Raw genomic sequence first — 24,658 nt, 5'->3', positions numbered from 1 at the left:
CTGGAGGGACGACCTTTCGGGCAGCCCGGTGGCACGGGGCCCACGGGGGTTCCAGCCCGCCCGAAAGGTATGGGTGGTGACTATTACAGAGATGTTGGTGAAAGGGAAGGTTTCCTGGAATAAAAGGCCGTGGCCTGCGGGGTTGACGAGTGATCCAGGCAACAGTAAGGTTTGTTTTCGGTTGATGGTGGATCACCCTGCCGAACAGGACCGATCCATGAGAAAACGTCTTCACCCTCCGTGTCCGCTTTATGCTCCGAGGCTCCCGGAAAGCGTTATCGCCTTTTGTCGTGAAGCCTCGTTCCTTTGTCATGCGCGAGGGCGATTTTCATGGAAAAGGACGAACGAGGGCGGAGCGGTCCCGCGCGCTTCGAAAAGGACGAGGGGCCGCCCACCGGACGGCCCCCACGACGACGGCGGCGCGGAAGGGGGCCCCCTTCCGCGCCGCCGTGCGAACCCTTACGCCGGTCAGCCCCCGCTGGGCGCCCACCGCAGTTCGACCATGATGTGCTCGCCACCGTCGGCGACGGTCATCCCCATGCCCACGGCCCCCCACTGATCGGGGGCCGAGACCTGGCCGCTCGTGAGCTGTCGCAGGTCCACGAAGCCCGCGATCACGGCGTCGTCCATACCGGCCATCGTCTGCTGGAAGACCTGGTCCTCGGCCAGGGTGCCCCCGCCGATGCTCCCGTTGCTGAGCGTCACCGCGTCACCGTCGGACCCCACGGTCGGGGCGGTCGAGTACGGGCTGGAGACGTCGCCGAGGAGCTCGTTCCAGACGTCCTCGTCGGCGCCCACGGCCCGGAAGATGAACGAGGGCTCCGAGGAACCGTACGAACCGATCAGGGAGTTCATGTCGAGGTCGGCCACGCCGAAGGCCGAGGAGGTGCCGAGCAGGCTGGTGAACCCGTCCGGCAGCGGAGCCCCGACGGAGGCCATGTCCGACTCCATCTCCCGGAGCTCGTCCCCGTCCAGACCGGGGAACTCGTCGTTCTCCCAGGCCAGGCTCAACATCTCGTCCAGCCCGCTGCCACCGAAGGCCATGACGGAGCCGCCGGGCAGACCGCTCATCGCCTCCAGGCTTCCACCGGAGCCGACGGCCAGCCAATCGGTGTCGGCGCCCTCGACCTCCAGCCCGAGCACGTCCATCCGGGCTTCGAGGTAGTCGTTGTCGACACGGAAGGAGGCCGTCATCCGGCCGCTCACCGAGGCGTCGGAGCCGAGCTCGGGGGCCAGCTCGTTGCCGAGGTCCGCGCTGTCCGGCATGGCGCCCAGGTCGGCCCAGGCCAGGGCGATGCTGCCCTTGGGGGTGGTGTCCACGTCACCCTTGAAGGTCTCGTCGCTCTCCAGGTCGCCGTTGATCGACATCTGCTCGTCGTAGTCGGCGAGCGCGGCCTCGGAGTCGGTGAAGACCACGAAGTCGTCGACCAGGCGGTGATGGACGTCGTGGCTCTCCCGAAGCTCGTTGAACTGCGCGTCGGCCGCGCCGGTGTCCTCCACCCCCAGAGCGATGGCGAAGGCCATCCCGTCGGAGTCCCCGGCGTTCGTGTCATCGGTGTTCCAGGCCGCCACACCCGCCTTCCGACCGATCCACTCCTCGACCGAGGCCTGATCCAGGTCGTAGGTGTCGGAGAACAGCTCGGCGAAGGGGCTCTCGGTGTCGTCCTCGTCGAACTCACCGATCTCGTCGGAGATCTCGTCCGGGAGCTTGTCGACGAAGCGCAGCAGGTCGACGGCCTGGGAGCCGTTGATGTCGAGGTCGACCTTGGCGAACGCGGCCGAGTTCCCCGGAAGGACCGACTCGGGCTGGGGGCCCTTGAAGTCGGCCAGGGACATGGCGGCCCAGACGGTGCCGCCCATCAGGACCACGGCCACGCCCGCCGCCGTGGGGATCAGCCACTTGCGACGACGACCACCGCCTTCGGGGGGCGGAACCGGTGCTCCCTGGAAGTGACCGCCGTAGGGAGGCTGACCGGGACCCATCGGAGCCCCGGGACCACCGGGACCCATGGGGGCACCCGGGCCACCGGGACCCATGGGGGCACCCGGGCCACCGGGACCCATGGGGGCGCCGGGACCGCCCGGCCCCATGGGCGTACCCGGGCCACCGGCGTAGGGACCGGGCCCCTGGGGAGCGGCGAACCCGGGGTGCTGCGGGGCCCCTCCGGCGGGGCCCTGAGGCGGAGGGTACGCCTGCCCGGGTTGCTGCGGCGGCTGCCACTGGGGCTGCTGCGGGGGATCAGGGTAGGACATCGGACCTCCGACGCGGGTGTTCGAGACAGACGGCCGGCGGCTCGGCCGGTGACCTGTGTGACGCCGGCGGGGCACGAGAGGTTCCGAATCCGACATGTGAGCCGTAGGAGGCCTGAGAACGAAGAGGCCACCGGTACGTCCGTGGCCCCTGGTCGAGGGGCTACGGACACCGGTGGCCGGACGCGCGGGAGAGGCGGGTCCTACTCCGGAGCGGAGGTGAGGTCGACCCCGCTGTAGGCGGACAGCTTGCTCAGACGGTGCTCGCTGCGGACCTGGCGCACGGTGCCGCTGCGGCCCCGCATGACCAGGGAGTCGGTGATGACCCCGGTGGACTCGTAGCGGACACCGCCCACCAGCTCGCCCTCCGTGATGCCCGTCGCCGCGAAGAACACGTCGTCCGAGGAGACCAGGTCGTCGGTGTAGAGCACACGGTCCAGGTCGTGACCGGCCTCGATGGCCTTGCGGCGCTCCTCGTCGTCCTTGGGCCACAGGCGACCCTGGATGACGCCGCCCAGACACTTCATCGCACAGGCCGTGATGATGCCCTCGGGCGTGCCGCCGATGCCCAGCATCAGGTCCACACCGGTGTTGGGCCGGGCCGCCATGATCGCTCCGGCCACGTCGCCGTCGCTGATGAACTTGATCCGGGCGCCCGCGTCCCGCACGTCCTGCACGAGCTGCTTGTGGCGGGGCCGGTCCAGGATGACGACCGTGACGTCCTGGGGCGACTTGCCCTTGGCGCGGGCCACGGCCTGGATGTTGTCGGCGACCGGAGCGGCGATGTCCACCACGTCGGCGGCCTCGGGGCCGGTGGCCAGCTTCTCCATGTAGAACACCGCGGACGGGTCGAACATGGTGTTGCGCGGGCTCATCGCGATGACGGCGATGGCGTTGGGCATGCCCATGGCGGTCAGGGTGGTGCCGTCGATCGGGTCGACCGCGACGTCCCAGTCGTGGCCGCCGCCGTCACCGACGAGCTCGCCGTTGTAGAGCATGGGGGCGTTGTCCTTCTCGCCCTCGCCGATCACCACGGTGCCGTTCATCGACACGGTGCTGATCATGTGGCGCATACCGCGCACCGCGGCGCCGTCCGCGCCGATCTTGTCGCCCTTGCCGACCCAGCGGGCCGCGGCGAGCGCGGCGGTCTCGGTGACGCGGACCAGTTCCAGCGCGAGGTTACGGTCGGGCGCCGACTGCTGCGCGGACGGGCTACTGGACTGCGACATGGACGTGACACCTTCCGTCAGGGAACAGGGTGGGGTTCACGTCTTAGGGTAGTCACCCCAAGTGACCTGCGGTCGTCACGGGTGGGCCGCGTCGGAACGAGGACGATCGGCTCCGGACGGGGCGGGACGGTCTACGCTGGCGGGAACTCGGACAGGAGTGAGGGCGTGACAGTGGACAAGACGGACAAGCCCGCGCGGGTGTCCCCGCGTGGTGCGGCCACCCGCAGTGCCCTGCTGCGGGCGGCGGCCCAAGTGTTCCGTACGGTGGGGTTCGCGAAGGCCGGGGTGAGCGAGGTCGTCTCGCTCGCCGGGGCCAGCGTGGGCAGTCTCTACCACCACTTCACGGGTAAGGCGGATCTCTACCTCGCCCTGTACGAGGAGTTCCAGCAACGCCAGCAGGAACGCACCCACCAGGCGGTCAAGGACGCCAGGGCCCGGGGTGAGAGCGATCCCACACGGCTGATGAACATCGCGGCCCACGCCTATCTGCTCGGATGCATCGAGGAACGGGACACCGCCCGCCTCTTCTTCAGTGGAGACGGGCCTCCCGGGTTCGACCACCAGTTGCGGGACCGGCTCACCCAGTGGACCGACCGCAACGTGGCGCTCTTCCGCAAGGCGGACGAACCGGTCGACGAGGCGCTCCTGATCGTGGTCAGCGGTTCGATGCTGCTGGCCGTCGCCGAGGTGGTGCGCCGCGACGACCAGGACGCCCACGAGCTCGCCGACGACATCACCGGACTGCTGAGCCTTCTGGAATCGCGACGGCGCCCCGACGGCGACTGAGCGACGACGGCTCCCCCGACCCGCCGGGATCCTCCGCCCGGCGGGCGCGGCCGGTGGGAGAGGTGTCACACCGAAGAGCTCACGAGGTCGTCCCCGCCCCGCCACCGCCCGTTCACCGGGCGAACGGACACGGATCGGGACACGATCGGGGCCTCGGCGAACGCCGACTAACCCGACCCCGGGTCGAAGTGGCCCCGGACCTGCGGCAAGCTGGTCATGTCATGAGTGAGTACAGCCGGGCCAACGCCACTTTCAAGAACTACGCCATCTCCCTCGGGGTCGTGGTCGGCATCCTGCTGGTCATGTCGTTCGTGGTCTCCGCGCGCTCGGGTGAGAACATCCCCACCGTGGACTACCGCCCGGACATCGAAGTGCTGCGACAGGCGGCCGACTATCCGGTGACGGCGCCCTCCGACGAGCTTCCGGAAGGGTGGATCCCCACCAGTTCCACGCTGGACACGACGGGCCCCGTCGAGTGGAGCATCGGGTTCGCCACCCCCCGGGACAGCCACGCGATGCTGACCCAGAGCGACGCCGACCGCGACACGGTGGTCGAGAGCCGGGCCAAGGACGCCGAGCCGGTGGGCACCGTCATGGTCGGTGATCAGGAATGGGAGCACCTGGACTCCGACGACTGGGGCGCCCTCGTCCTGAGCGACGACGAGCGGACCCTGGTGATCTCCGGCAGCACCTCCGTGGACGAGTTCGCGATCCTCGCCGAACACCTGGAGAGCTTCCCCGTTCCCGAGGACGAGGACTCCGGGGCCGACGAGTCCGAGGACGACGCCTGAACCGCCTCCGCACACGTGAAAGGGGCCCCGCCGACCGTTCCCGGTCGGCGGGGCCCCTTTCACGTGTGCGGATCACTCGGCGCGCAGGTCGCGACGCAGCTCCTTGGGCAGCGAGAAGGTCAGGGTCTCGTCGGCGGTCGTCACCGGGGTGACGGTGCCGTACCCGTGACCGGCGAGCTTGTCGAGCAGCTCGCGGACCAGGATGTCGGGGACCGAGGCGCCGCTGGTGACACCGACGGTGGTGACGCCTTCGAGCCAGGCCTCGTCCATGAGGCCGGCGTTGTCGATCAGGTAGGACGCGTCGGCGCCGGCGTCCAGGGCCACCTCCACCAGACGGACGGAGTTCGACGAGTTGTCGGACCCCACCACGATCACCAGCTCGCACTCCGGGGCCATGGCCTTGACGGCGTCCTGGCGGTTGGAGGTGGCGTAGCAGATGTCGTCGCTGGGCGGGTCGAGCAGGTTCGGGAAACGCTCACGGAGCGCGTCCACGGTCTGGTTGGTCTCGTCCACCGACAAGGTGGTCTGGGACAGCCAGGAGACGTTGTTCGGGTCGCGGACCTCGACCTTGTCGACCTCCTCCGGGCTCTCCACGATCTGGATGTGCTCGGGGGCCTCACCGCTGGTGCCCTCGACCTCCTCGTGGCCGATGTGGCCGATGAGGATGATGTCGCGGTCCTCGGAGGCGAAGCGCTTCGCCTCCTTGTGGACCTTGGTGACCAGCGGACAGGTGGCGTCGATGGTCTTCAACCTGCGCTTCTCCGCCTGCTCGTGGACGGCGGGGGAGACGCCGTGAGCGGAGAAGACCACGATGGCGCCCTCGGGCACCTCCTCGGTCTCCTCGACGAAGATCGCGCCGCGCTCCTCCAGCGTGCGCACGACGTGCGTGTTGTGCACGATCTGCTTGCGCACGTAGATGGGGGCGCCGTACTGTTCCAGGGCCTTCTCGACGGTGATGACCGCTCGGTCGACACCGGCGCAGTAACCCCTGGGGTTGGCGAGTAGCACACGGCGTTGGTTCGTGGCAGTCGTCATCGCAGTCATGAACACATCCTAGGTGCGATCATGGGTCGTGGACCCGGGTGTGGCGTAGGGCATCGATCCGGGCCCGCCTCTCGGGGAGGGCACGGGAAGGTGACGTCGTCACAACGGAACGTACCCGGTCGGCCCGCGAAGTGGCGAAATCGTTCACATGCCCGCCGCTCGTGCCGTTCCCCCCTCATCTATCCTGGTTCACCATCGCATCTGTTATGAGGCGGTTCGCCCTCGGCTCGGCCTCGCCCGGTTTGCCGGCCGCGCCGCCCGCCCACCCGCCGAGATCTTCAGGAGCCCCCGCCCTATGTCGAATCCGACTATCACCACGAAGCTGATGTCCCTGGTCAAGGGGATCTTCGGGCGTAAGGAGACGGTCGTCGAGGCCGAACCGGAGAAGAAGGACGAGACCCCCGTCACGGAGACGGCTCCGGAGGTCGTCGACACCCCCTCCGTGTCCGAGGAGAAGCCCCCGGCCCTCGCCGAGAAGAAGGCCGAGGAGAAGGCCCCCGCCGAGGAGTCGGTCGAGAAGACCCCCGCCCCCGTCGCGGAGAAGCCGGTCGAGGAGCCCGTCGCCCCGGTCACGTCCGAGGAGACCGCCGAGGCCGAGACCGCCACGCTGGTGGAGGAGCCCAAGGACGAGCCCGCCGCCCCGGCCACCGCCGATCTCCCCGAAGACGGACGTGAGCTCGCCGAGGAGCTCGCCGCCGCCGAGGCGCACACCACCGTCGCCGACGACGAGGTCCTGGAGAAGGTCCGCAAGGAGGCCGCCCCGGCCGCCGAGGACCTGGCCGTCCCCACCTACGACGAGCTCACGCTCCCCTCGATCAGGGCCCGCCTGCGCAAGCTCACCATCGAGCAGGTCCGCGATCTGCGCGCCTATGAGGTCGCCCACCAGGGCCGCCCCGAGTTCATCAAGATGTACGACAACCGGATCACCAAGCTCCAGAACGAGGAGAAGTAGCGTTCCGGTCCATGCCCTTCCTCATGTTCGCCCCGCTCGAGCGCGCCCATGGGCGGGGAGCGCGCCGACCGCGCGTGGCCGGAGAGGGCGTCGTGCGGTGGAGGCCGAAGCCCACCGCACGACGCCCGGTGGGGGAACGGCGAGCCCGAACGGGTCGGTGACGGAGGTCGGAACGGCCGACGGCCCCGGAAGGTCGACCGGTCGGAGTACGGCGCTCCGCTGAACCGTCCTCACTCTGGCCTAGGCTCTGGGCCATGGGTATGGAGAGTTCCGCTGAGGCGCCGCAGCCGGTGAGGGCCGTGCTCCAAGCGGTCGGTGGTTGGATCGACCGGCTGGGGGCCATCTGGGTCGAAGGGCAGATCGCCGAGCTCAACTCGCGCGGGCGGATGAGCTACCTGACCCTGCGCGATCCGATCGCCAACGCCTCGGTCCGGGTCCTCTGCGAGACCTCGGTCCTTCGACGACAAGGGACGCCCCCGGGCCCCGGAGACCGGGTCGTCGTCCACGCCAAACCCGACTTCTACCAGCTCAAGGGCACCTTCTCACTGCGTGCCCGGGAGATCCGACACGTCGGGATCGGTGAGCTGCTGGCACGTCTGGAGCAGTTGCGCCGTACCCTCACCGCCGAGGGACTGTTCGCGCCCGAGCGCAAACGCCCCGTGCCCTTCCTGCCCAACACCGTCGGCCTGGTCTGCGGTCGTGACTCCGCCGCCGAACGCGACGTGCTGGAGAACGGTCGTCGCCGCTGGCCCGCCGTGCGTTTCGAGGTACGGCCCGTCGCGGTCCAGGGGGACCGGGCCACCCGAGAGGTCATCGACGCCCTGCGCGAACTGGACGCCCACCCCGAGGTCGACGTCATCGTCATCGCCCGGGGCGGCGGCTCGATGGAGGACCTGCTGCCCTTCTCCGACGAGGCGCTCGTGCGGGCCGTGGCCGAGGCCGCCACCCCCGTGGTGAGCGCCATCGGGCACGAACAGGACACCCCGTTGCTCGACCACGTCGCCGACGTTCGGGCCTCCACCCCGACCGACGCCGCGAAGAAGGTCGTGCCCGACGTCGGCGAACAGCTGGAGATCATCCGCCAACTGCGCGATCGAGGCCGGCGGGTGATCAAGGGCGGCCTGGACCGGGAGTTCACGTGGCTGTCCGGAATCCGCTCGCGCCCCGTGCTCGCCGATCCGGTCCGGGAGACCGAGCGGCTCATGGACCAGGTCCTTGAGGCACGTGACCGGGCCCGGCGCTCCCTGACGATCTCGTTGGACCGGGCCTCCGACGAGCTGAGGCACACCGAGGCCCGCCTGCACGCCCTGTCCCCGGCCACCACCTTGGCGCGCGGTTACGCGATCGTGCAGAGGGAGGACGGGTCGGTGGTCCGTTCGGCGACCGAACCCGCGGTGGGGGAGAGCCTGCGCCTGCGCTTCGCCGAGGACGGCCTGACCGCCACCGTCGACTCGGTGGACGCGCTCGACGGCCCCACCGAGGAGGAACCGGAGACCCGCGAGCCCCGGACCTCCGGGCGGGCGACGAAGAGCGGATCGGGGAGGACGGCCTCGAAGAAGGCCTCCCCGTCCAAGAGGGCGGCGGCGTCGAAGAAGACCGCCGCGTCCAAGAAGGCGGCGGAGCCTGAGGCCGGCGGGACCGGGGCCGACGACGATACGACGACCGAGAACATCACCGAGGGGGAGTAGAGATGGCCGAGGAGAAGGTGGCCCCGGAACCGAGTTACGAGGAGAGCCGGGAGGAGCTGAACAACGTCGTCCGCAAGCTGGAGTCGGGAGGCCTCACGCTCCAGGAGTCGCTGGCGCTGTGGGAGCGCGGCGAGGAGCTGGCGCGCACCTGCGAGCGCTGGCTGGAGGGGGCCCGGGCCAGACTGGCGGCGGCCGTGGACGAGCGTCGGGGTGACGGGGAAGGGGCTTCGGAGGCCGACGCGCCCTTCTGAACGGCCGAGACCGTTCGGCTCACTTGCGGCCGTTGAGTTCGTCGCCGAGGGTGCGGAGATTGCCGGGCAGCCCGCGGAACACCGCGATGACCAGGACCAGGGCGGTTCCCAGGAACAGCCAGGGGGCGACCTCGGCGAGCCGGGTGGCCAGACCGAGGACGAGCATGCGTCCGAAGCCGTCGTTGCCCGCGGCCAGGACGCTCTCGGCGGCGACCACGGCGACGAAGTAGGCGATCGGCGGGCTGACCGACAGGGACAACAGGTCGCCGGGGCGGACCATGGCGGCGGTGGCCAGGCAGGCGACCGTGAAGGCGATACCGGGCGCGGCCGGGGTCGACGTCAGGTTGGCGATCATCGTGCCCGCGAAACTGAACAGGACGATCAGCAGCACCCCGCCGCGTACGGTCAGGCGGGGCGGTCGGGTACGGCGGGGTCGAGGGGCCGAGGGTGAGCCGGCCCGGGCCGTGGTGGTCCGGCCTCGGGGGGCGGCCGGGTTCGACACGTTCCGGCCGCGACCCTCGGGCCGCACGAAGTACGGGGCCTGCCCGGGATCCGGGCCGTCCGTCCTGCGTGGGGGCATGGTCGTGCGCCTCCCAAGTTTGTTACTCACAGTGTTTAGTGTGTCACTTCTTGTGAAGTTCCGGGTGTCTTTCCTGGGAACGTGTCGCCATTTCGGCCACTTGCCCCTTCCGGGGTCAACGCGCCTTCCCTCCCTTGGACGCCGAGATCGTCCCACCTGGTTCGGGTCGGTTTCGCGGCCTTGGGCGTTTCGTCACTCTCCCCGGAGAAGTCCGCCGACTTCATTTCAGGTCGGGTCGTCGGGGACGTTACTTCCACGCCGAATACCGTCTGACTTGGTCATATTCGATATATCCACTCCCTACATGTCCGACTCCGCGAATTTCGGTGTGGACTCGCTGAGTTCCGGGGCGGCCACCGTGCGGGGACGGTCCTCCAGACCCGACAGGCGATCCAGATCCGCGTCGACGAGCCCCAACTCGCCGAACCTGCGGGCGGTCACCAGGACCCGACTCTCCAGGGAACCCACCGTCTGGTTGTAGGCGGTCACCGTCCTGGTCAGCGCCCGACCCAGACCTTCGACGTGACCGCCCAGCGTCGACAGGCGGGAGTGCAGCTGTTTGCCCAGGTCGAAGACCTCGCGCGCGTTCTCGCTCAGGGCCTCCTGCTGCCAGGCGTACTGGGCCGTCCGCAACAGGGAGATCAACGTCGTCGGCGTCGCGATGTGCACCCGACGACCCATCGCGTATTCCAGGAGGTCCGCGTCGCGCTCCAAGGCCGGAGCGAGGAAGGCCTCACCGGGGATGAAAAGCACCACGAACTCCGGGGCCGGGGTGAAGGAGGCCCAGTAGGACTTGGCGGCGAGCTGGTCCACGTGGGTGCGCAGATGCTTGGCGTGGGCCCGCAGCCGCTCCTCGGCCGCCGGCCCCTCTCCGGCCTCCACCGCGTCGAGGTAGGCGGCCAGCGGGACCTTGGAGTCGACGACGATGTTCTTGCCACCGGCCAACCGCACCACCATGTCCGGCCGGTGCGCCCCGGCCACCGCCTGCTCCTGGAAGTCGCAGTGCGCGTCCATCCCCGCCAGCTCCGCGACCCGACGCAACTGGAGCTCGCCCCATCGCCCCCGAGCCTCGGGACGCCGCAGCGCCGTCACGAGGGAGCTGGTCTGGTCGCGCAATCGGTCCGAGCCCTCACGGACGAGCTCCACCTGTTTGGCCAGTTCGGCGTGCGCGGCGGCGCGCCCGGCGTCGGCCTCCCGCAGACGGAGCTCGACCCGGTTCAGGGTCTCCGTCAACGGTTCGACCATGCGCTCCACGGCACGACGCCGTTCGTCCAGATCGCCCCCGGCCTCGGCGCCCACCGCGCGCAGACGCCCCTCGGCCAGGTCGAGGAAGCTCCGGTTGGTCTGGTCCAGTACCTGGGAGGACAGGGCGCGGAACCGGTCGGCGAGCTGTTCCTCCATGTAGGCGGCGCGTTCCTCCGCGGCCCGGGCGTCGGCACGGGCCTGGGCGTCGCGCCCGCGGGCCAGGGTCCACCCCACCGCGATACCGATCGCCAGACCGATGAGAAGCATGAGTACGAGTACGAGGCCGTCCATGGTGACCCATGTTCTCTCAGTTCGGGTCCCCGCGGGGCCTCTCGCGGGATCGAGGGCGCGTCCGCGTCCCGAACCCCGTCGACGTCGCGATTGCGGGGCCGGTGGGATCCGGTCGGTCACGCGCGGAGCGGAGGCGGAGGAAGAGAGGGTGGAGAGCGGCTCAGGGGGCGGTAGGGGTCGCGTCGCAGGACCGCAGGGCCTCACGCCAGGATTTCACCGAGGACCACAGTTCCTCGGGCGGCTCCTCCGGGGTGAACATCCACATCCTCCCCGAGGCGGGGGAGGCCCGCCCGGAGATCTCCCCGCGTGCCTGGAAGGGGGGATCCCCCGTCACCGGGAACCACAGATACTCCAGGGGATCCAGGAGCGCCATCAACCTCTCCTCGATCCCTCGGCCGGGCCGGACCTTCACCAGCAGCCAGGGACGGTACCGGCGCAGCACCTCCAGGCCCCCGGCCACCACGTCCGGCTCGCTCCCGGCGGTGTCGATCTTGATCACCGTGGGGAAGACCGCCGCCGTCTCGTTCCACCGCGACAGGGTGGCGGTCCGCACGGTCGGACGGGACAGAGCCGGACGCGAGCTGTGCACTATCCGGTTGCACGTGTCGTTGTGCGGGGCCCGGGACAGTCGCGCGGTCCCGTTGTGGTTGCTCAGGGCCAGGTCGACCACGGTGAAGCCGAGGTTCCCCGAGGCGGAGACCGACCTCGCGGCGGAGGCGAGTTCGGGGGTCGGTTCGAAGGCGAAGACGGGGCGGCGGGAACGGGCGGCCGCGAGGATCGAGTACACACCGATGCCGGAGCCGACGTCGAGGACCGCCCCGGGGCGGGTGTGGTCGAGCAGGGCCATGAAGCTCGCGACGCTGTCGGGTTCGTGACCGGCCAGTCCGGTCTCGGAGAGACTCCGGGGCACCGTCAGGTCACCGGGCATGTGCAGAGCGAGGCGGTCCGGGCCAGGGCGCCGTCGCTCTTCCTCCGGGCGGGGCAGGGAGAGCGTGAAGCGGCGGTATCGGGGAGGGACCCGGGCGGGGTCCAGGCCGCCGAGCCTTCTGGGCAGATGGACACGGATCCGTCGGGTGGCGAAACGGACGATCGGGTACCGGCGCACAAGGGCGCGCAACTGGTTGTGGACCATAGTGTCTTCTCCCCACGGAAAGGAACGGTGCCGTGGTGGCGGCGACCGGAAAAGAGCCAGGTCATCCGATGTGCACCCCTGGTGCGGGTCTTTCGCGCGCTCCCGCCCGGGGTGACCGGCGTCACTGGTCGAACCTACTCTGTGTAATGGTGTTCACGCACCGTGTTTCAGGGATCGACCTGGGGAAACGGGCCCGATGGCAGGATCCGCCTTTCGGTCGCCGAGGACTCGCCCACCCTCTCGGGCCGCATAGACTCTGGGCTTGTGAGTCTGTCTATCGGGATCGTCGGCCTGCCCAACGTTGGCAAGTCCACCCTCTTCAACGCGCTGACCAAGAACGACGCTCTGGCCGCGAACTACCCGTTCGCGACCATCGAGCCCAATGTCGGAGTCGTGGGTGTGCCCGATGCCCGGCTCGGGAAGCTGGCCGAGATCTTCGGCTCCGCGAAGATCCTTCCGGCGACGGTCGACTTCGTCGACATCGCGGGCATCGTGCGCGGCGCCTCCACGGGTGAGGGGCTGGGGAACAAGTTCCTCGCCAACATCCGCGAGAGCGACGCCATCTGCCAGGTGATCCGGGCCTTCGAGGACGCCGACGTCACCCACGTCGACGGCGACGTCGAGCCCTCCCGGGACATTGAGACGATCAACACCGAGCTGATCCTCGCCGACCTCCAGACCCTGGAGAAGGCCGTTCCGCGCCTGGAGAAGGACGCCAAGCGCAACGCCAAGGACAAGGACGCCCAGGAGCTCCTCGCCGCGGCCAGGGCCGCGCAGGAGGTTCTCAACGAGGGCACCTCGCTCTCCCAGGCCGAGGGCGTGGACGTGGCCCGGCTGCGCGAGCTGAGCCTGCTCACCGTCAAGCCGTTCATCTACGTCTTCAACCTCGACAGCGACGAGCTCGCCGACGAGGCCCTGCGCACCAAGCTCCAGGACCTGGTCGCCCCGGCCGAGGCGATCTTCCTCGACGCCAAGATCGAGGCGGAGCTGGCCGAGCTGGAGGACGACGAGGCCCAGGAGCTGCTGGAGTCGCTCGGTCAGAGCGAGTCCGGTCTGGCCCAGCTGGCGCGGGTCGGCTTCGCCACCCTCGGCTTGCAGACCTACCTGACCGCGGGCCCCAAGGAGGCCCGGGCCTGGACGATCAAGCAGGGCGCCACCGCCCCGGAGGCGGCCGGTGTCATCCACACCGACTTCGAGCGCGGCTTCATCAAGGCCGAGGTCGTCTCCTTCGACGACCTCGTCGAGGCCGGTGACATGCAGGCCGCCCGTGCCGCGGGCAAGGTCCGCATGGAGGGCAAGGAGTACGTGATGGCCGACGGCGACGTGGTGGAGTTCCGCTTCAACGTCTGACCTCTTCTTCGCCACGGGAGGGTGGGGAGCGCGCGTGGGCGCGTTCCCCACCCTCCCGTCGTCGTGTCAGGGGTCGTGCCTATGGGGCGCGTCCGGGGCTTGAACGGGGATCGGGGGCGTGGGAGGCTGTCGCCCACCCGAACCGGGGTGTTCGAAGAGAGGCGGGGCGATGGGCTGGGAGGTCGTTCTCTGCGTCCTGCTCGGAGTCGTCCTCGTGGCGACGGCGACCACCCTCATCGGCCTGACCCGGGTCACCTTCGCCCCTCTGCCCGCTCTGGACCGGAGTCCGAGGACGGGGACGGTGACGTCGATCCACACCTCCGACGAGACCGAGATCGTCATGGTGGAGTACGTCGACCCGGCGGGGGAGCGGCACACGGCGGGGCTCGCGGATCTCGTCCACGATTCCTGGATCGACAGGTTCGTCCCCGGAAGCCGGTGGCAGGTGTACGCCTTTCGGGAGCCGGGCCCGCGGGTCTTCCTGGCCGAGGTCCACGATGACGTGGTGCGCCGAGGCTACAACCTCGACGGTGTCCGCCTGGGGGGCGAGTCCGGGCCGGTCCACCCTCCACGTCCCGGGAACCTGCTGCTCAAGTGGCGGTTCGAGGAGTGAGCGGTGGCGCGCGCCTTCCGTGATCCGTGAGAAGGCCGCCCATGGTCACGCTTCGCGTCCCCTCCTGCCGCATCGGGATACATCCGATGAACCCATGCCCGGCTTCGTGGCGTTTTTTGGGCTTTTGTACTCTAAAGTCACCACTGTCTCGACCACAGGTCCGTGAAGAGACCGTGCGGTCCCCGGAGGCGTCGACCCCCGACTCGCCCCGGACCGCCCCAGAACAACGGTAGGGCCGACGCTCCGTCGTCGCCGAGGTGCGCCTCGGCCGTCTCCCCCGCCCACCGTCGAAGGACGTTCGCCTCTCCGGACCGATCGAGCCGTTCCGCTCGCGGTGACCGTACGGGCCCTGTGCCGTCTCGATGGTGGACGCATTCGATACATGACGAATATGGAGGACCCGTAAGTGGCGAACGGAGAACGAGTAGCGATCATCGGTGCCGGCCCCTCGGGCATGGCACAGTTGCGGGCCTTCGAGGCCGCGGCCCGCGCGGGGGCGGAGATCCCCGAGATCGTCTGCTTCGAGAAGCAGGCGGACTGGGGCGGCCAGTGGAACTACACCTGGCGCACCGGGCTCGACGAGTTCGGAGAGCCCGTGCACTCCAGCATGTACCGCAACCTGTGGTCGAACGGCCCGAAGGAGGCGCTGGAGTTCGCGGACTACTCCTTCGACGAGCACTTCGCCCGACCGATCTCCTCCTACCCGCCGCGCCCGGTGCTGTGGGACTACATCGCGGGCCGCCTGAAGAAGGCCGACGTGCGCGAGTTCATCAGGTTCCGGACCATCGTGCGCTGGGTCGAGTACGACGCCGCGCGAGAGATCTTCACGCTCACGGTCGAAGACCTACCCACCGGAGAGACGACGACCGAGGAGTTCGGTCGGGTGGTCGTGGCCACCGGCCACTTCTCCTTCCCCAACGTCCCCGACCTTCCCGGTATCGAGACCTTCGAGGGGCAGGTGACGCACGCGCACGACTTCCGCGGCGCGGAGGCGCTCAAGGACCGCGACGTGCTCGTCATCGGTTCGAGCTACTCGGCCGAGGACATCGGCAGCCAGGCGTACAAGATGGGCGCGCGCTCGGTGACGGCGAGCTACCGCTCCGCGCCGATGGGCTATGACTGGCCCGAGGGCTTCGAGGAACGCCCCCTCGTCGAACGCTTCGAGCGCGACACGGTCCACTTCGTCGACGGCACCTCGAAGCGCGTCGACGCCGTCATCCTGTGCACCGGGTACCTCCACAAGTACCCGTTCCTCCCCGGCGATCTCGCGCTGTCCTCGCCGAACAACGTCTACCCCGAGGGGCTGTACCGCGGCGTCGTGTGGCAGCGCAACCCGCGCCTGGCCTACCTGGGCGCGCAGGACCAGTGGTTCACCTTCAACATGTTCGACACGCAGGCCTGGTACGTGCGCGACCTCATCATGGGCCGCGCCGACCTGCCCGACGAGCGGGAGCGCGCGGCGTCCATCGCCGAATGGCGGGCCCGCTTCGAGAAGATCGCCTCGGACGCCGACGAGATCCGTTTCCAGGCCGACTACGTGCGCGACCTGCTGGAGCAGACCGACTACCCCGAATTCGACCTCGACCGGGTCGTGGAGATCTTCCTCGCCTGGAAGCGGGACAAGAAGGCCGACATCATGGGCTACCGCGACCGCGTGTACCGCTCGGTGATGACGGGGACCCTCTCGGCCGAGCACCACACCCCGTGGATCCAGGAGCTCGACGACTCGCTCGAGCGCTACCTCTCCGAGAAGCCCGGGGAGAGCCCGCGGAACGCCCCGAGCGCGGCCGTCTAGCCCACCGGAGCCCGTGAGCATGGAGAGGGCGGGCCGGGGTCGCCCCGGCCCGCCCTCTCCACGGTCCCCTCGACGGGTTCACCCGCGGACCGCGTGGCCTCAACCCGCCGTGATCCAGTCGCCGTTGGCGTCGACCACGTAGCCGTCCACCTCACTGTCGGCGACGGAGACGTCGCCGTTCCTCATCACGGTGAGATCGACGGAGGCGAAGGTATCGATCCCGTCCTCGGTCTCGATGGGGAAGTGGAAGGGGATGAGGGAGTCCTCGTCGGTGGAGGACTTGGCGCAGTCGCTCACCACGGTCACGGTCTCCAGGTCATCGGAGAAGTAGGAACCCTCCTCGAGGTCGGCCTCGTCGAAGTCCTCCATCGAATACGGCGAATCGAAGCCGAGCGGTCCGGCGAGGTTCTCCCATTCGGGCACCTGGGCGGATTCCTCCACCTTTTCGGCTCGATACTCCTCGAATCCCGCGACGGCCTCTTGGAGGGCCGCTTCGGTGGTGGCCGGGGCCTCCGGGACGGGGTCCGGCAGATCGAGACCGGCGTATTCCATCCACGAGTGGTAATGGGCCCAGACGGCCGTGGCCGCCAACTCTTCGACGGAACGGGGGAAGTCCACCCCGTCGAGGGAGTACTCCTCCACTCGGCTGTCGTATTCCTCGCTCTCGAGGTATTCCTCGATGCTCATCTCACGGACGTCCTCATCGCGCGAGGAGTCGATCTCGTACTGCAGCCCTTCCCGGGTGTTCTCGAGGAAGTCCTCCTTGATCGTGTCGAGGTCCTCGGTCGCCTCCGGCGCTACGGCACTCGACAGATATCGAATGTCCTCTCGAACCTCCGCGGCCGCCTCGTCCTCGCCGTAAACGGGCGCCGTGAGCGTTTCGAAGGCCTTGTCGTCGGTGTAGGAGATCCCGATGTCGATGGCGCAGTACTGCGATCCCTCCAGTTCGCGGGAGCCGGCGATGGCGGAGGAGACCAGCAGTCCCTCGGCGTCGGCCCCGGCGGCCTCACGAAGCCCGTCGGGGATGTCGATTCCGACCGAGGGGGCGGGTTCGAGATATTCGGACCGGGTGAAATCGTATACACCGTCCGGGCCGGAGGAACATCCGGTCAGAACGATCCCCGCGACGGAGATCAGGCTTATGGGGGCGAGAATCCTCTTACTGGTCTTCATGCGGGGGCGCGCTCGGGCGCGCTTCCTTTCCGTGCTGAAACGGGGGTATGTCTCGACAGGTGGCACGGCGTGTGTGTTTCACCCTGTCGACATGGGGTGTCCGGTTCCGCTGATTCATGAGAGGGGAGGCGGTCGGCTCATCGTGCGTATTCGAGGCCGAAGGCATGGGGAATCAGGGGTTCATCCTCACCCGTCGTCGCGATCATAGCGTGCGGATAAGCGTCCGAGCCGGAACGAGTCCGCGCGGTGGCGGCCGATTGTGGCCATCGATCCCGTGGGACGGTCCGGTGAGGGGCCGAAGGTTATTCCCGCACCGGATCTCCGAGGAATCCCGCCGGCACCGGGGATGTTCGGTCGGACATGACGACACATGTTCTGTTCGAAGGAGAGCCGGGTGTCATCGTCGACGACGGTGACGTGATCATCGAGGGGGTCGAACTCGCCGACCTGGTGAAGAGGGCGGCGAACGCCGCACGCGACGCCGATCGTGTCGAGCTCTGCGGCGGTGTCGGCGTCGACGACGCCGCGCGGGTCATCGAGGTGATCGGTGGCGGTGTGGAGGTGAGGGTGAACCGGTACGGATTCGAATCACTCGAACAGGTGGCCGCCTACAAGGCCTCCTTCGAGGCCGGGGAGGCCGGGGGAGCGCTGTTCCTGTACGGGTCGACGGTCTCCACACCCCTGGCCCGGCACGAGGGGGTCGTGGTCGCCGGGGTCGCCGACCGGGAGGCACTGATCGAACGGGTCAGGGAGGCCCGGGAGCACGGAGTGGGGATCGTGGAGCTCTACGGGGGCCTCGGCGCCTCGGCGGCCGCCGACGTTCGCGACGCCGTGGACGGTGCCCTGCCGGTCGGCTTCATCGACTGACCCGTCCGTTCCGGCACCGGTCCGGAGACGGTTCGGAGGGGCGGTCCGCTCATCGCGGTCCGCCCCTCTCGTCTTAGGTGTTCTCCGTACCGTCAGGCCGCGGGTCCGTACCTTCGGCCGACGGTCCCCGACGGAGACACGGACTCGGCGGGCTCCACCTCTTCCACGGGCACGTCCGCGTCGTGGCGCGGCCACAGCAGGAGCGCTCCGACGGCTCCGGTGACGGCCAGGGCGGCGAGGACGGTCCAGGCGGGGGCGAGCCCGACCGCGGTTCCGAGCCGGCCGGCGACGGGGTAGGTGACCAGCCAGGCCAGGTGCGACAGAGAGAACTGGGCGGCGAAGACCTCGGGTATCCGGTTCGGCGGGACGGACGCCCGCAGGACCTTGCCGGTCGGGGTGACGACCAGGGCCGTCCCGACGCCGATCACGCCCCAGACGATCGCGGTGCCGGCCCATCCGGCCGCGGGTACGGCGACGAGGACCAGGGCGCCGAGTGTTCCGGCCACGAGGACCCCGGCGCCGGTCACCATGACGGTGCGTTCGGCGATCCGGTCGAGGAGGCGGGGCAGGACGAGGGCGGCCAGCAGCGTTCCGAGACCGGAGACGGCCAACATCCAGGCGACGTCCGACTGGGAACCGCCGAGCCGGTCACGTACGTGGTTGACGGTGTTGACGACGACGATCGAACCGGCCGCCGCGACCACCATGTTGAGCGCCATGACGCCGCGCAGCCTCGGGGTTCGGACGAAGGTCCCGATCCCCGCGACCAGCTTCTCCCGGACCCCGCTGTGGGCGCTGGGGCGGGCGTTCGGGATGCGGGTCGCCAGGACGAGCAGAGCGGAGACGGCGAACCCGACGGAGGTGCCGACGAACAGCAGGTCGAAGCCCATGAAGAGCAGGGCGACCGCGGCCAGGACCGGGCTGAGCAGACTCTCCATGGTGTAGGCGACCTGCGAGGCGGACAGGGCCCGCGTGTAGGCGGCCTTGTCGGTGACGATGTCGGGGATGACCGCCTGGAACGTCGGGGTGAACGCCGCCGACGAGGCCTGCAGCAGGGCGATCAGAACGTAGATGTGCCAGATCTCGGTGACGAACGGCAACGCCAGGACCACCCCGGCGCGCAGGAGATCGAGGAGGACCAGGAACCCTCTTCTGGGGAGCCGGTCGGCGTACGCGGCCGCGAAGGGCGCGATGACCACGTACATGACCATCTTGATGGTCAGTGCGGTGCCGAGGACGGCACCGGCGCGCGGGCCGGCGAGCTCGTAGGCGAGCAGTCCGAGGGCGACCGTCGTCAGCCCGGTGCCGAACAGGGCGATCACCTGGGCGCTGAACAGGTAGCGATAGTCGCGAATGGTGAACAGACGCATGACGTTTCCTTCCAGGCCGACGTGGAGGGGCGCGGTCTCGCGGGCGGGGCCGCGCCCCTCGACACGGGGCCGGAGTACGGCTACACACCGTCGGTGGTGGCCGGTGAGAGGCCGGCGAGCAGGTTGAAGGCGCCGGTGAGGACGTTCAGGGAGACGACACCGACGACGTCGGCGATCTCCCGGTCGCTGTAGCCGTGCTCCCTCAACTCGACGATCCGTTCGTCGGTGATGGAGGACGGTTCGCGGTGGACCTGGAGGGCGAGGGCGATGATCGCGGCGATCGCGGGGTCGGCCGAGGTGCCGGCCCGGGCGCGCTCGATCTCTTCCTCGTCCAGCCCCAGGGAGCGGGCGGCGTCGATGTGGGCGTCGAGGCAGAGGGCGCAGCCCTGGTGGGTCTGGACGGCGATCGAGATCCGTTCGGAGATCCGGCGGTCGAGCCGGGCCCGTCGCATGGCGCGGCCGAGCTGGAGGTAGCCGCCGAGAACGGCCGGCGAGTGCGCCATGGTGGAGACCATGTCTCCGACGCGGCCATGACGGGAGACCAGGTCGGTCAGGAGGTCGCGTGAGGCGCCGACCGCCGTCTCGGGTGTGAGTCGGTTCAGGCGGGTCATGATCGTGGCCCTTCGGATGTCGGGACGTCGGCTCAGTGGTGGGCGTGGGCGTCGTGGTGCCCCTCGTGGGAGTGCGCGGCGTCCGGCCCGGGAACGGTCGCGGTGGTCCGGACCGTGAACTCGGTGGTGCGGACGACCCCGTCGTGCAGGAAGTCCAGGTAGAGGCGGTAGACGCCGTCGGACGGGGCGACCGCCATGAAGGTGATCTCCGGGCCCGGCGCGGTGACGCCGTCGCCGGGGGCGCCTTCGGGGTGGACGTGGAGGTAGCCCAGGTCGCCGACGCGCAGCGCCACCAGGTGTCCATAGGCGGCGAGGTAGGGCTGGAGGTCGGTGACGGGTTCACCGTCGCGGGCGACGGTGAGCGTCAGCTCGCGGGCCTGCCCTGCGACGAGTTCGCCGTCGAGGGTGACGGTGTGGTCGCCGATCCGGGCGACCCGATCGATCGCGGGGAGCGGACGAGGCTCGTAGTGTCCGGCGACGGAGACGTCGATCCCCAGGGTCATGGTCCCGTCGTGACCGGCGGGGTGGACGTCGGCGAAGAATCTCCAGTCGCCGGGTTCCAGGGCGACCTCGACGCTCCAGGTGCCCTTCTCGTCCATCACCGGGTGCACATGCTGGAACCCGGAGGTGTCGCGGCGGACGGCGATGAGGTGCAGTTCCTTCTCGTGCTCGGGGACGTACTCGGTCACCGGCCGCCCGTCGGGGCCGATCACCCGGAAGGTGACCGTCCGGGTGCCGGCGTCGAAAATCGTGGAGTCGAACTCGAGGGTGTGGCCGTTCTCCGAGACGGAGAGGCCGCCGGGGGCGGCGTGGGTCGAGTGGTCGCCGTGGTCGGCGTGGTGCGTGTGGGCGGTCGTGTCGTGGCCGGTGTGGTTCCGCATGGTGACTCCCGATGCTCTGGTCCTGTCGGTGCCGTCCCGTTCTCGGGGCGATGCCCATGAACATATACCCCTGGGGGGTATATTTGCAAGAGGTGATCCCCGCTGTCGGGGATCCGGGGTGGCGGCGGTGGGAGTGGTCGGAAACGCGCGGGTCGGCGCGAGTGAAGGGTCGTCCTGCGGTGGGGTGGCGCTCGGGGTGCGGGTGTCTCGGCGGGGTTTCCGTCGGATAGGGGTGGGGGGTACCCGCTCCGGTGGATCCGCCGGTCACCCGGGCGGGACGGAGGGCGGGTTCACCCCTCCTCGTCGAACCGGGCGCGCGCCCGTTCGATGTCCGCCATGTTCTCGTGGGCCCAGTCGAGGAGCGCGTCGATCGGCTCTCGGAGCGTTTTGCCGAGCGGGGTGATGTCGTACTCGACCGCCACCGGCCGTGTGCTCGTCACGGTGCGCTCGACGATCCCGTTGCGCTCCAGGCGGCGGAGGGTCGCGGTCAGGGACTTCTGGGTCACCTCGGGGATCGCACGGCGCAGTTCGTTGAAGCGCGAGGGGCGTTCGCAGAGCTCGTTCAGTACCTGGAGCGACCATTTGTCGAGGACCTGGTCGAGCAGCTCGCGATGGGGCCTGGCGATCTCGACGTGTTCGGGAGGGGTGGAGGAGGTTTCGCGCACGGTACCTGGTCTCGTTGAAGTGTCCTTTGGATAGCAGGTATCAATCGTATACCTGGACATCGAAGCGAGAAGGAGAAGCACATGGCCGTGGCACTGTTCACCCCCGAAGGCATGATGGGGGAGACGCCCTACCACCACGTCGCCGTCGCGACCGGGACCCGTCACGTGCACGTGGCCGGTCAGGTCGCGCGCGAGGGAGAGCGCGAGGACTTCGCCGGGCAGGTCGCCTCGGCCCTGCGGGAGACCGCGACCGGACTGGCGGGCGCGGGCGCCGGCTTCTCCGACGTCGTGCGCCTCACGTTCTACGTCACGAACCGGAACGACGAGAGGGTCGAGGAGCTCATGGCGGGCATCGAACGCGTCGCCGAGGAGATCGGGCTGCCCCGCCCGCTGCCGCCCGCCTCGCTCATCGGGGTCGAGGGCCTGTACCGTCCCGAGATCCTCGTCGAAGTGGAGGCCACCGCCGTCCTGGAGTGACCCGGCCCACCTCCCCTCCGGGCCCGGAACGGCCGGAGGGGAGGTGGGCCGGGCGAGCACGCTCAGACGTTCGATGTGACCCGGGGCTCCGGGGCGCGTTCGAGCCGGAGCAGCCCCAGGACGATGAGCGTCTGGGCGGCGATGTAGGTGCTCATCACCAGGAGGTCGCGCTGGGGCAGGTCCAGGCCGGGGGCGAAGGCGTTCAGGGCGATCAGCGAGTCCGAGATCAGGAAGAGGGCCCCGCCGGCGGCCACCCACGGTCCCAGCCCGGTGGACAGGATCGCCATCAGGCCCAAGAGCAGTCCGTAGAGCAGCACAGGGACGAGCAGGGGGCCGGTGTTCGGCGCGCAGATCCAGACGAGCGCCGCCACGTAACCCACGTAGGGGACGAGGAGGAGACGCCGTCGGTACAGGACGCTCTCGGCCCGGTACCTCCAGAAGGCCACCACGTACACGACCTGCGCGATGAGGAAGAAACCCACCATCAACAGGAACGCGGTGTCGCCGGAGGCGAGGCCCGGGGCGGTGTCTCCGAGCCAGGAGAAGACCAGGGCGACCACCGTGAGTCCGAGCAGGCGGCCGAGCGGGCGACCGGCGGCGGCGACCAGGACGAGGGCCAGGGCGGGCATGAGGGCGACCTGGGTGGGACGTGACCAGCTCTCGGGGCCGAACACCTGGATCCACAGGTGGACGAGGCAGATGAGGGCGAACAGCGCGAGCAGTGCCCGGGGAAGGGGCCGATCAGGGATCATCCGGACATCATAGACAGCGGTCCCCCGTTCTGGCCTGGGCGTTCGTCCGATCGGACGTGCCATGGAGGCGTGGGGTCGCCCGGGTTCTCCGTATCCCGCCCGGTCGGGTCGAGGGAGGTCGGTGTTCCGGAAGGGCCCTTGGTGACATCCGGACGGTGGTTTTCCGGCCGGTGGGGACAGATCTGGCTCTCCAGAAGGTGACTAATCCCTTTACGGTCTGGTCGGAAATGCACTGAAGCGCACATCACTAGAGCAGGTTCGGTGGTGTATTGCCATGCTCTGACCTTTTTGTGTGCTTCCTTCGGTGGTGCAATGTGGCCTTGGTGGTGAAACACCGACTCGCCCTGGCCACTCCCAACCCTCACAATGCCTCACTATAGGGATGGGGTAGACAAGGCATGGCGGAAGCGTCGGTGACGGCGCGATGATGTACGGGCGCCGGCGAAAGCGCCGGCGCGTCACTATGTGCAGGAGGCGGGGATGGTCAAGACGTCGCGGCGCGACACCGCGGTGCGTGACCGGGCCGACGACGACCACGATCTCGACGCTCCGCGTCCCCGCAGGCCCAAAGCGGGCGCGGGCGGGCGCTGGTGGGTCGGCGTGGGGCGCGTCCTCCTCTGGGCGTTCATCATCGTCGTCATCTTCAACGGCATCTGGTTCCCCATCCGCAATGGTTTCTCCCTCCCCTCCTCCTCGTCCGCCGACACCGAGACGACCGAGGCCCCCGCGTTCCCCGAAGCCCCCGCGGCCGCGTTCGCGCTGCGTTTCGCCGACACCTACCTCGACACCTCCGACCTCGAGGCCCGGCAGTCGGCGCTGGTCTCCTTCGTGCCCGAGGGCGAGGTCGGCTCCCTCAACGTGCCGGCCGACGGTCTCACCGGGGAGAACCTCACCGTCGTCGCCGTCGACGTCCTCGACGACCACAACGCCCTCGTCGTGGTCCGAGCCGACGTCAACGGCGAACCCATGAGCCTCCAGGTGCCCGTCTACAGCGATGGCGACGCCCTGGTGCTCTCCGGTCCTCCCGCGCTGCTCGCCGCCCCGGCGCAGGCGAGCCTGCCGGAGGGCGTCTCCTACGACACCGACTCCCAGGCCGCCGAACAGTTGAGGGACACCCTCTCAGGCTTCTTCGAGGTCTACGCGGAGGAGGCCGGACACCTGGACCGCTACGTGGAACCGGGGGTCTCGATCACCCCACTTCCGGCGAACACCCTGGAATTTCACGAACTGTCCGATATCGCGGTGCCATCCCAGTCCTCGACCGGGGATGATGACGTACGACAGGTGGCCGCCACCGTGCTCTGGTCCCTCCCCTCCGGCGACGCGGCCGGAGACGGCGGGAACGCGGGACAGATGGTGCAGCAGAACTACCTGGTCACGGTCGTCGACTCGGGCAGTGAGTGGTACGTGCGTGACATCCAGGGAGCCCCGCACTCGTTCGGCGGGTGACGAGGCCTGTAGGCAAGGAGACGAGAAGAACCATGCGCACACCAGAAACGACACCGGAGGGAGGCGCCTGACATGCTCCCCCTGTTGTCCTCGACCGCCGACGCCATGACGGCCATCGGTGGCACGGACCTCCTCCACCTGGCGGCCGACGCCACCCCGGGAACGACGGAGAACGCCCCCGACACCGGTGGACTCGCGGACTTCCTGCGAGGCTTCTTCGGGCCGCTCTTCCTCGTCATCGTGTCCATCGTCGCGATCTTCTTCCTGTTCACCAGGGAGATCACACGGTTCGCGCAGTTCCTGATCCTGGCGATCTTCATCGGGATCGTCTTCTACGTCCCCGGCATCATCGAGGTCATCGCGGTGGCGCTCGCCCGAGCGATGGGCGTACCGACGGAATAGGCGAGGGAGGCCGG

24 protein-coding genes are annotated in these 24,658 nt (G+C 69.2%); 12 read left to right on the top strand and 12 right to left on the bottom strand.

Features of this window, described 5'->3' with window-relative positions:
• Positions 1–468: 468 nt before the first annotated feature.
• Both TR33_RS27415 and glpX read right to left on the bottom strand, forming a co-directional pair.
• Complete coding sequence (locus tag TR33_RS27415; protein WP_017535828.1) at positions 469–1,983, bottom strand: hypothetical protein; 1,515 nt, start codon at positions 1,981–1,983, stop codon at positions 469–471.
• Positions 1,984–2,453: 470 nt separating this feature from the next.
• On the bottom strand, positions 2,454–3,479 hold the full coding sequence (glpX, locus tag TR33_RS10320; protein ID WP_014912764.1) for a class II fructose-bisphosphatase: 1,026 nt from the start codon (positions 3,477–3,479) through the stop codon (positions 2,454–2,456).
• Positions 3,480–3,650: 171 nt separating this feature from the next.
• Here glpX and TR33_RS10315 point away from each other — a divergent pair, with 171 nt between their 5' ends.
• Both TR33_RS10315 and TR33_RS10310 read left to right on the top strand, forming a co-directional pair.
• Positions 3,651–4,265, top strand: a complete 615-nt coding sequence (locus tag TR33_RS10315) for a TetR/AcrR family transcriptional regulator (RefSeq protein WP_014911597.1) — start codon at positions 3,651–3,653, stop codon at positions 4,263–4,265.
• Positions 4,266–4,486: 221 nt separating this feature from the next.
• Positions 4,487–5,056 carry a DUF4245 domain-containing protein gene (locus TR33_RS10310; RefSeq protein ID WP_036568433.1) on the top strand — a complete coding sequence of 190 codons (570 nt, stop codon included), beginning with the start codon at positions 4,487–4,489 and terminating at the stop codon, positions 5,054–5,056.
• 72 nt (positions 5,057–5,128) lie between these two features.
• Here TR33_RS10310 and TR33_RS10305 read toward each other — a convergent pair whose 3' ends face one another.
• Positions 5,129–6,100 (bottom strand): 4-hydroxy-3-methylbut-2-enyl diphosphate reductase, encoded by a 972-nt coding sequence (locus TR33_RS10305; RefSeq protein ID WP_187294454.1) that lies wholly within the window; start codon positions 6,098–6,100, stop codon positions 5,129–5,131.
• Between the two features lie 295 nt (positions 6,101–6,395).
• On the opposite strand from TR33_RS10305, the gene TR33_RS10300 reads away from it, so the two are divergent.
• The 3 genes from TR33_RS10300 (at position 6,396) to TR33_RS10290 (ending at position 8,991) form a co-directional block, all read left to right on the top strand.
• Positions 6,396–7,052: a DUF8129 domain-containing protein gene (locus TR33_RS10300; RefSeq protein ID WP_020379968.1), complete on the top strand. Its 657-nt coding sequence runs from the start codon at positions 6,396–6,398 to the stop codon at positions 7,050–7,052.
• 260 nt (positions 7,053–7,312) lie between these two features.
• Positions 7,313–8,740: an exodeoxyribonuclease VII large subunit gene (gene xseA, locus TR33_RS10295; RefSeq protein WP_081616106.1), complete on the top strand. Its 1,428-nt coding sequence runs from the start codon at positions 7,313–7,315 to the stop codon at positions 8,738–8,740.
• Positions 8,741–8,742: 2 nt separating this feature from the next.
• Positions 8,743–8,991, top strand: coding sequence for an exodeoxyribonuclease VII small subunit (locus TR33_RS10290; RefSeq protein WP_014909480.1), 249 nt, complete (start codon positions 8,743–8,745; stop codon positions 8,989–8,991).
• 19 nt (positions 8,992–9,010) lie between these two features.
• On the opposite strand, the gene TR33_RS10285 is transcribed toward TR33_RS10290, so the two are convergent.
• The 3 genes from TR33_RS10285 to TR33_RS10275 form a co-directional block, all read right to left on the bottom strand.
• A complete protein-coding gene (locus TR33_RS10285) occupies positions 9,011–9,571 on the bottom strand; it encodes a DUF6542 domain-containing protein (RefSeq protein WP_017535825.1) in 561 nt (186 codons plus the stop codon).
• Positions 9,572–9,871: 300 nt separating this feature from the next.
• Complete coding sequence (locus TR33_RS10280) at positions 9,872–11,107, bottom strand: DNA recombination protein RmuC (protein WP_017535824.1); 1,236 nt, start codon at positions 11,105–11,107, stop codon at positions 9,872–9,874.
• Between the two features lie 160 nt (positions 11,108–11,267).
• The gene (locus TR33_RS10275) at positions 11,268–12,239 is read right to left on the bottom strand and encodes an FkbM family methyltransferase (RefSeq protein ID WP_017535823.1); all 972 of its coding nucleotides are present in this window, start codon (positions 12,237–12,239) and stop codon (positions 11,268–11,270) included.
• Between the two features lie 264 nt (positions 12,240–12,503).
• Between TR33_RS10275 and ychF the strand changes: the two genes are divergently transcribed.
• From ychF to TR33_RS10260, 3 genes are all read left to right on the top strand, one after another.
• On the top strand, positions 12,504–13,589 hold the full coding sequence (gene ychF / locus TR33_RS10270) for a redox-regulated ATPase YchF (RefSeq protein ID WP_042282880.1): 1,086 nt from the start codon (positions 12,504–12,506) through the stop codon (positions 13,587–13,589).
• Positions 13,590–13,758: 169 nt separating this feature from the next.
• Positions 13,759–14,202: a hypothetical protein gene (locus tag TR33_RS10265; protein WP_017535820.1), complete on the top strand. Its 444-nt coding sequence runs from the start codon at positions 13,759–13,761 to the stop codon at positions 14,200–14,202.
• 406 nt (positions 14,203–14,608) lie between these two features.
• Positions 14,609–15,997 carry a trimethylamine monooxygenase gene (locus tag TR33_RS10260; protein ID WP_084570237.1) on the top strand — a complete coding sequence of 463 codons (1,389 nt, stop codon included), beginning with the start codon at positions 14,609–14,611 and terminating at the stop codon, positions 15,995–15,997.
• A 99-nt stretch (positions 15,998–16,096) separates the two neighbouring features.
• Here TR33_RS10260 and TR33_RS10255 read toward each other — a convergent pair whose 3' ends face one another.
• Complete coding sequence (locus tag TR33_RS10255; RefSeq protein ID WP_017535818.1) at positions 16,097–17,170, bottom strand: hypothetical protein; 1,074 nt, start codon at positions 17,168–17,170, stop codon at positions 16,097–16,099.
• Between the two features lie 360 nt (positions 17,171–17,530).
• Here TR33_RS10255 and TR33_RS10250 point away from each other — a divergent pair, with 360 nt between their 5' ends.
• The gene (locus tag TR33_RS10250) at positions 17,531–18,037 is read left to right on the top strand and encodes a DUF6506 family protein (RefSeq protein ID WP_017535817.1); all 507 of its coding nucleotides are present in this window, start codon (positions 17,531–17,533) and stop codon (positions 18,035–18,037) included.
• Positions 18,038–18,129: 92 nt separating this feature from the next.
• Here TR33_RS10250 and TR33_RS10245 read toward each other — a convergent pair whose 3' ends face one another.
• From TR33_RS10245 to TR33_RS10230, 4 genes are all read right to left on the bottom strand, one after another.
• Entirely contained in the window at positions 18,130–19,407 is a 1,278-nt protein-coding gene (locus TR33_RS10245; protein WP_042282876.1) for an MFS transporter, read from the bottom strand.
• Positions 19,408–19,487: 80 nt separating this feature from the next.
• The gene (locus TR33_RS10240; protein ID WP_017535815.1) at positions 19,488–20,018 is read right to left on the bottom strand and encodes a carboxymuconolactone decarboxylase family protein; all 531 of its coding nucleotides are present in this window, start codon (positions 20,016–20,018) and stop codon (positions 19,488–19,490) included.
• 32 nt (positions 20,019–20,050) lie between these two features.
• Positions 20,051–20,899 carry a DUF8832 domain-containing protein gene (locus tag TR33_RS10235; RefSeq protein ID WP_017535814.1) on the bottom strand — a complete coding sequence of 283 codons (849 nt, stop codon included), beginning with the start codon at positions 20,897–20,899 and terminating at the stop codon, positions 20,051–20,053.
• 290 nt (positions 20,900–21,189) lie between these two features.
• On the bottom strand, positions 21,190–21,564 hold the full coding sequence (locus TR33_RS10230) for a winged helix-turn-helix transcriptional regulator (RefSeq protein WP_042282873.1): 375 nt from the start codon (positions 21,562–21,564) through the stop codon (positions 21,190–21,192).
• 81 nt (positions 21,565–21,645) lie between these two features.
• On the opposite strand from TR33_RS10230, the gene TR33_RS10225 reads away from it, so the two are divergent.
• Positions 21,646–22,041: a RidA family protein gene (locus TR33_RS10225; protein WP_014911631.1), complete on the top strand. Its 396-nt coding sequence runs from the start codon at positions 21,646–21,648 to the stop codon at positions 22,039–22,041.
• Between the two features lie 62 nt (positions 22,042–22,103).
• Here TR33_RS10225 and TR33_RS10220 read toward each other — a convergent pair whose 3' ends face one another.
• Positions 22,104–22,793, bottom strand: coding sequence for a lysoplasmalogenase (locus tag TR33_RS10220; RefSeq protein ID WP_042282871.1), 690 nt, complete (start codon positions 22,791–22,793; stop codon positions 22,104–22,106).
• Positions 22,794–23,273: 480 nt separating this feature from the next.
• Here TR33_RS10220 and TR33_RS10215 point away from each other — a divergent pair, with 480 nt between their 5' ends.
• Together TR33_RS10215 and TR33_RS10210 are read left to right on the top strand one after the other, a co-directional pair.
• Positions 23,274–24,242 carry a conjugal transfer protein gene (locus tag TR33_RS10215; RefSeq protein ID WP_042282869.1) on the top strand — a complete coding sequence of 323 codons (969 nt, stop codon included), beginning with the start codon at positions 23,274–23,276 and terminating at the stop codon, positions 24,240–24,242.
• Between the two features lie 72 nt (positions 24,243–24,314).
• Positions 24,315–24,644: a hypothetical protein gene (locus TR33_RS10210; RefSeq protein WP_014910103.1), complete on the top strand. Its 330-nt coding sequence runs from the start codon at positions 24,315–24,317 to the stop codon at positions 24,642–24,644.
• The last annotated feature ends 14 nt before the right edge of the window (positions 24,645–24,658 follow it).

The sequence above is a fragment of the Nocardiopsis alba genome (assembly GCF_000710955.1).
In the GTDB taxonomy this organism is placed as follows: domain Bacteria; phylum Actinomycetota; class Actinomycetes; order Streptosporangiales; family Streptosporangiaceae; genus Nocardiopsis; species Nocardiopsis alba.
This window is presented reverse-complemented; position numbering and strand designations above follow the sequence as displayed.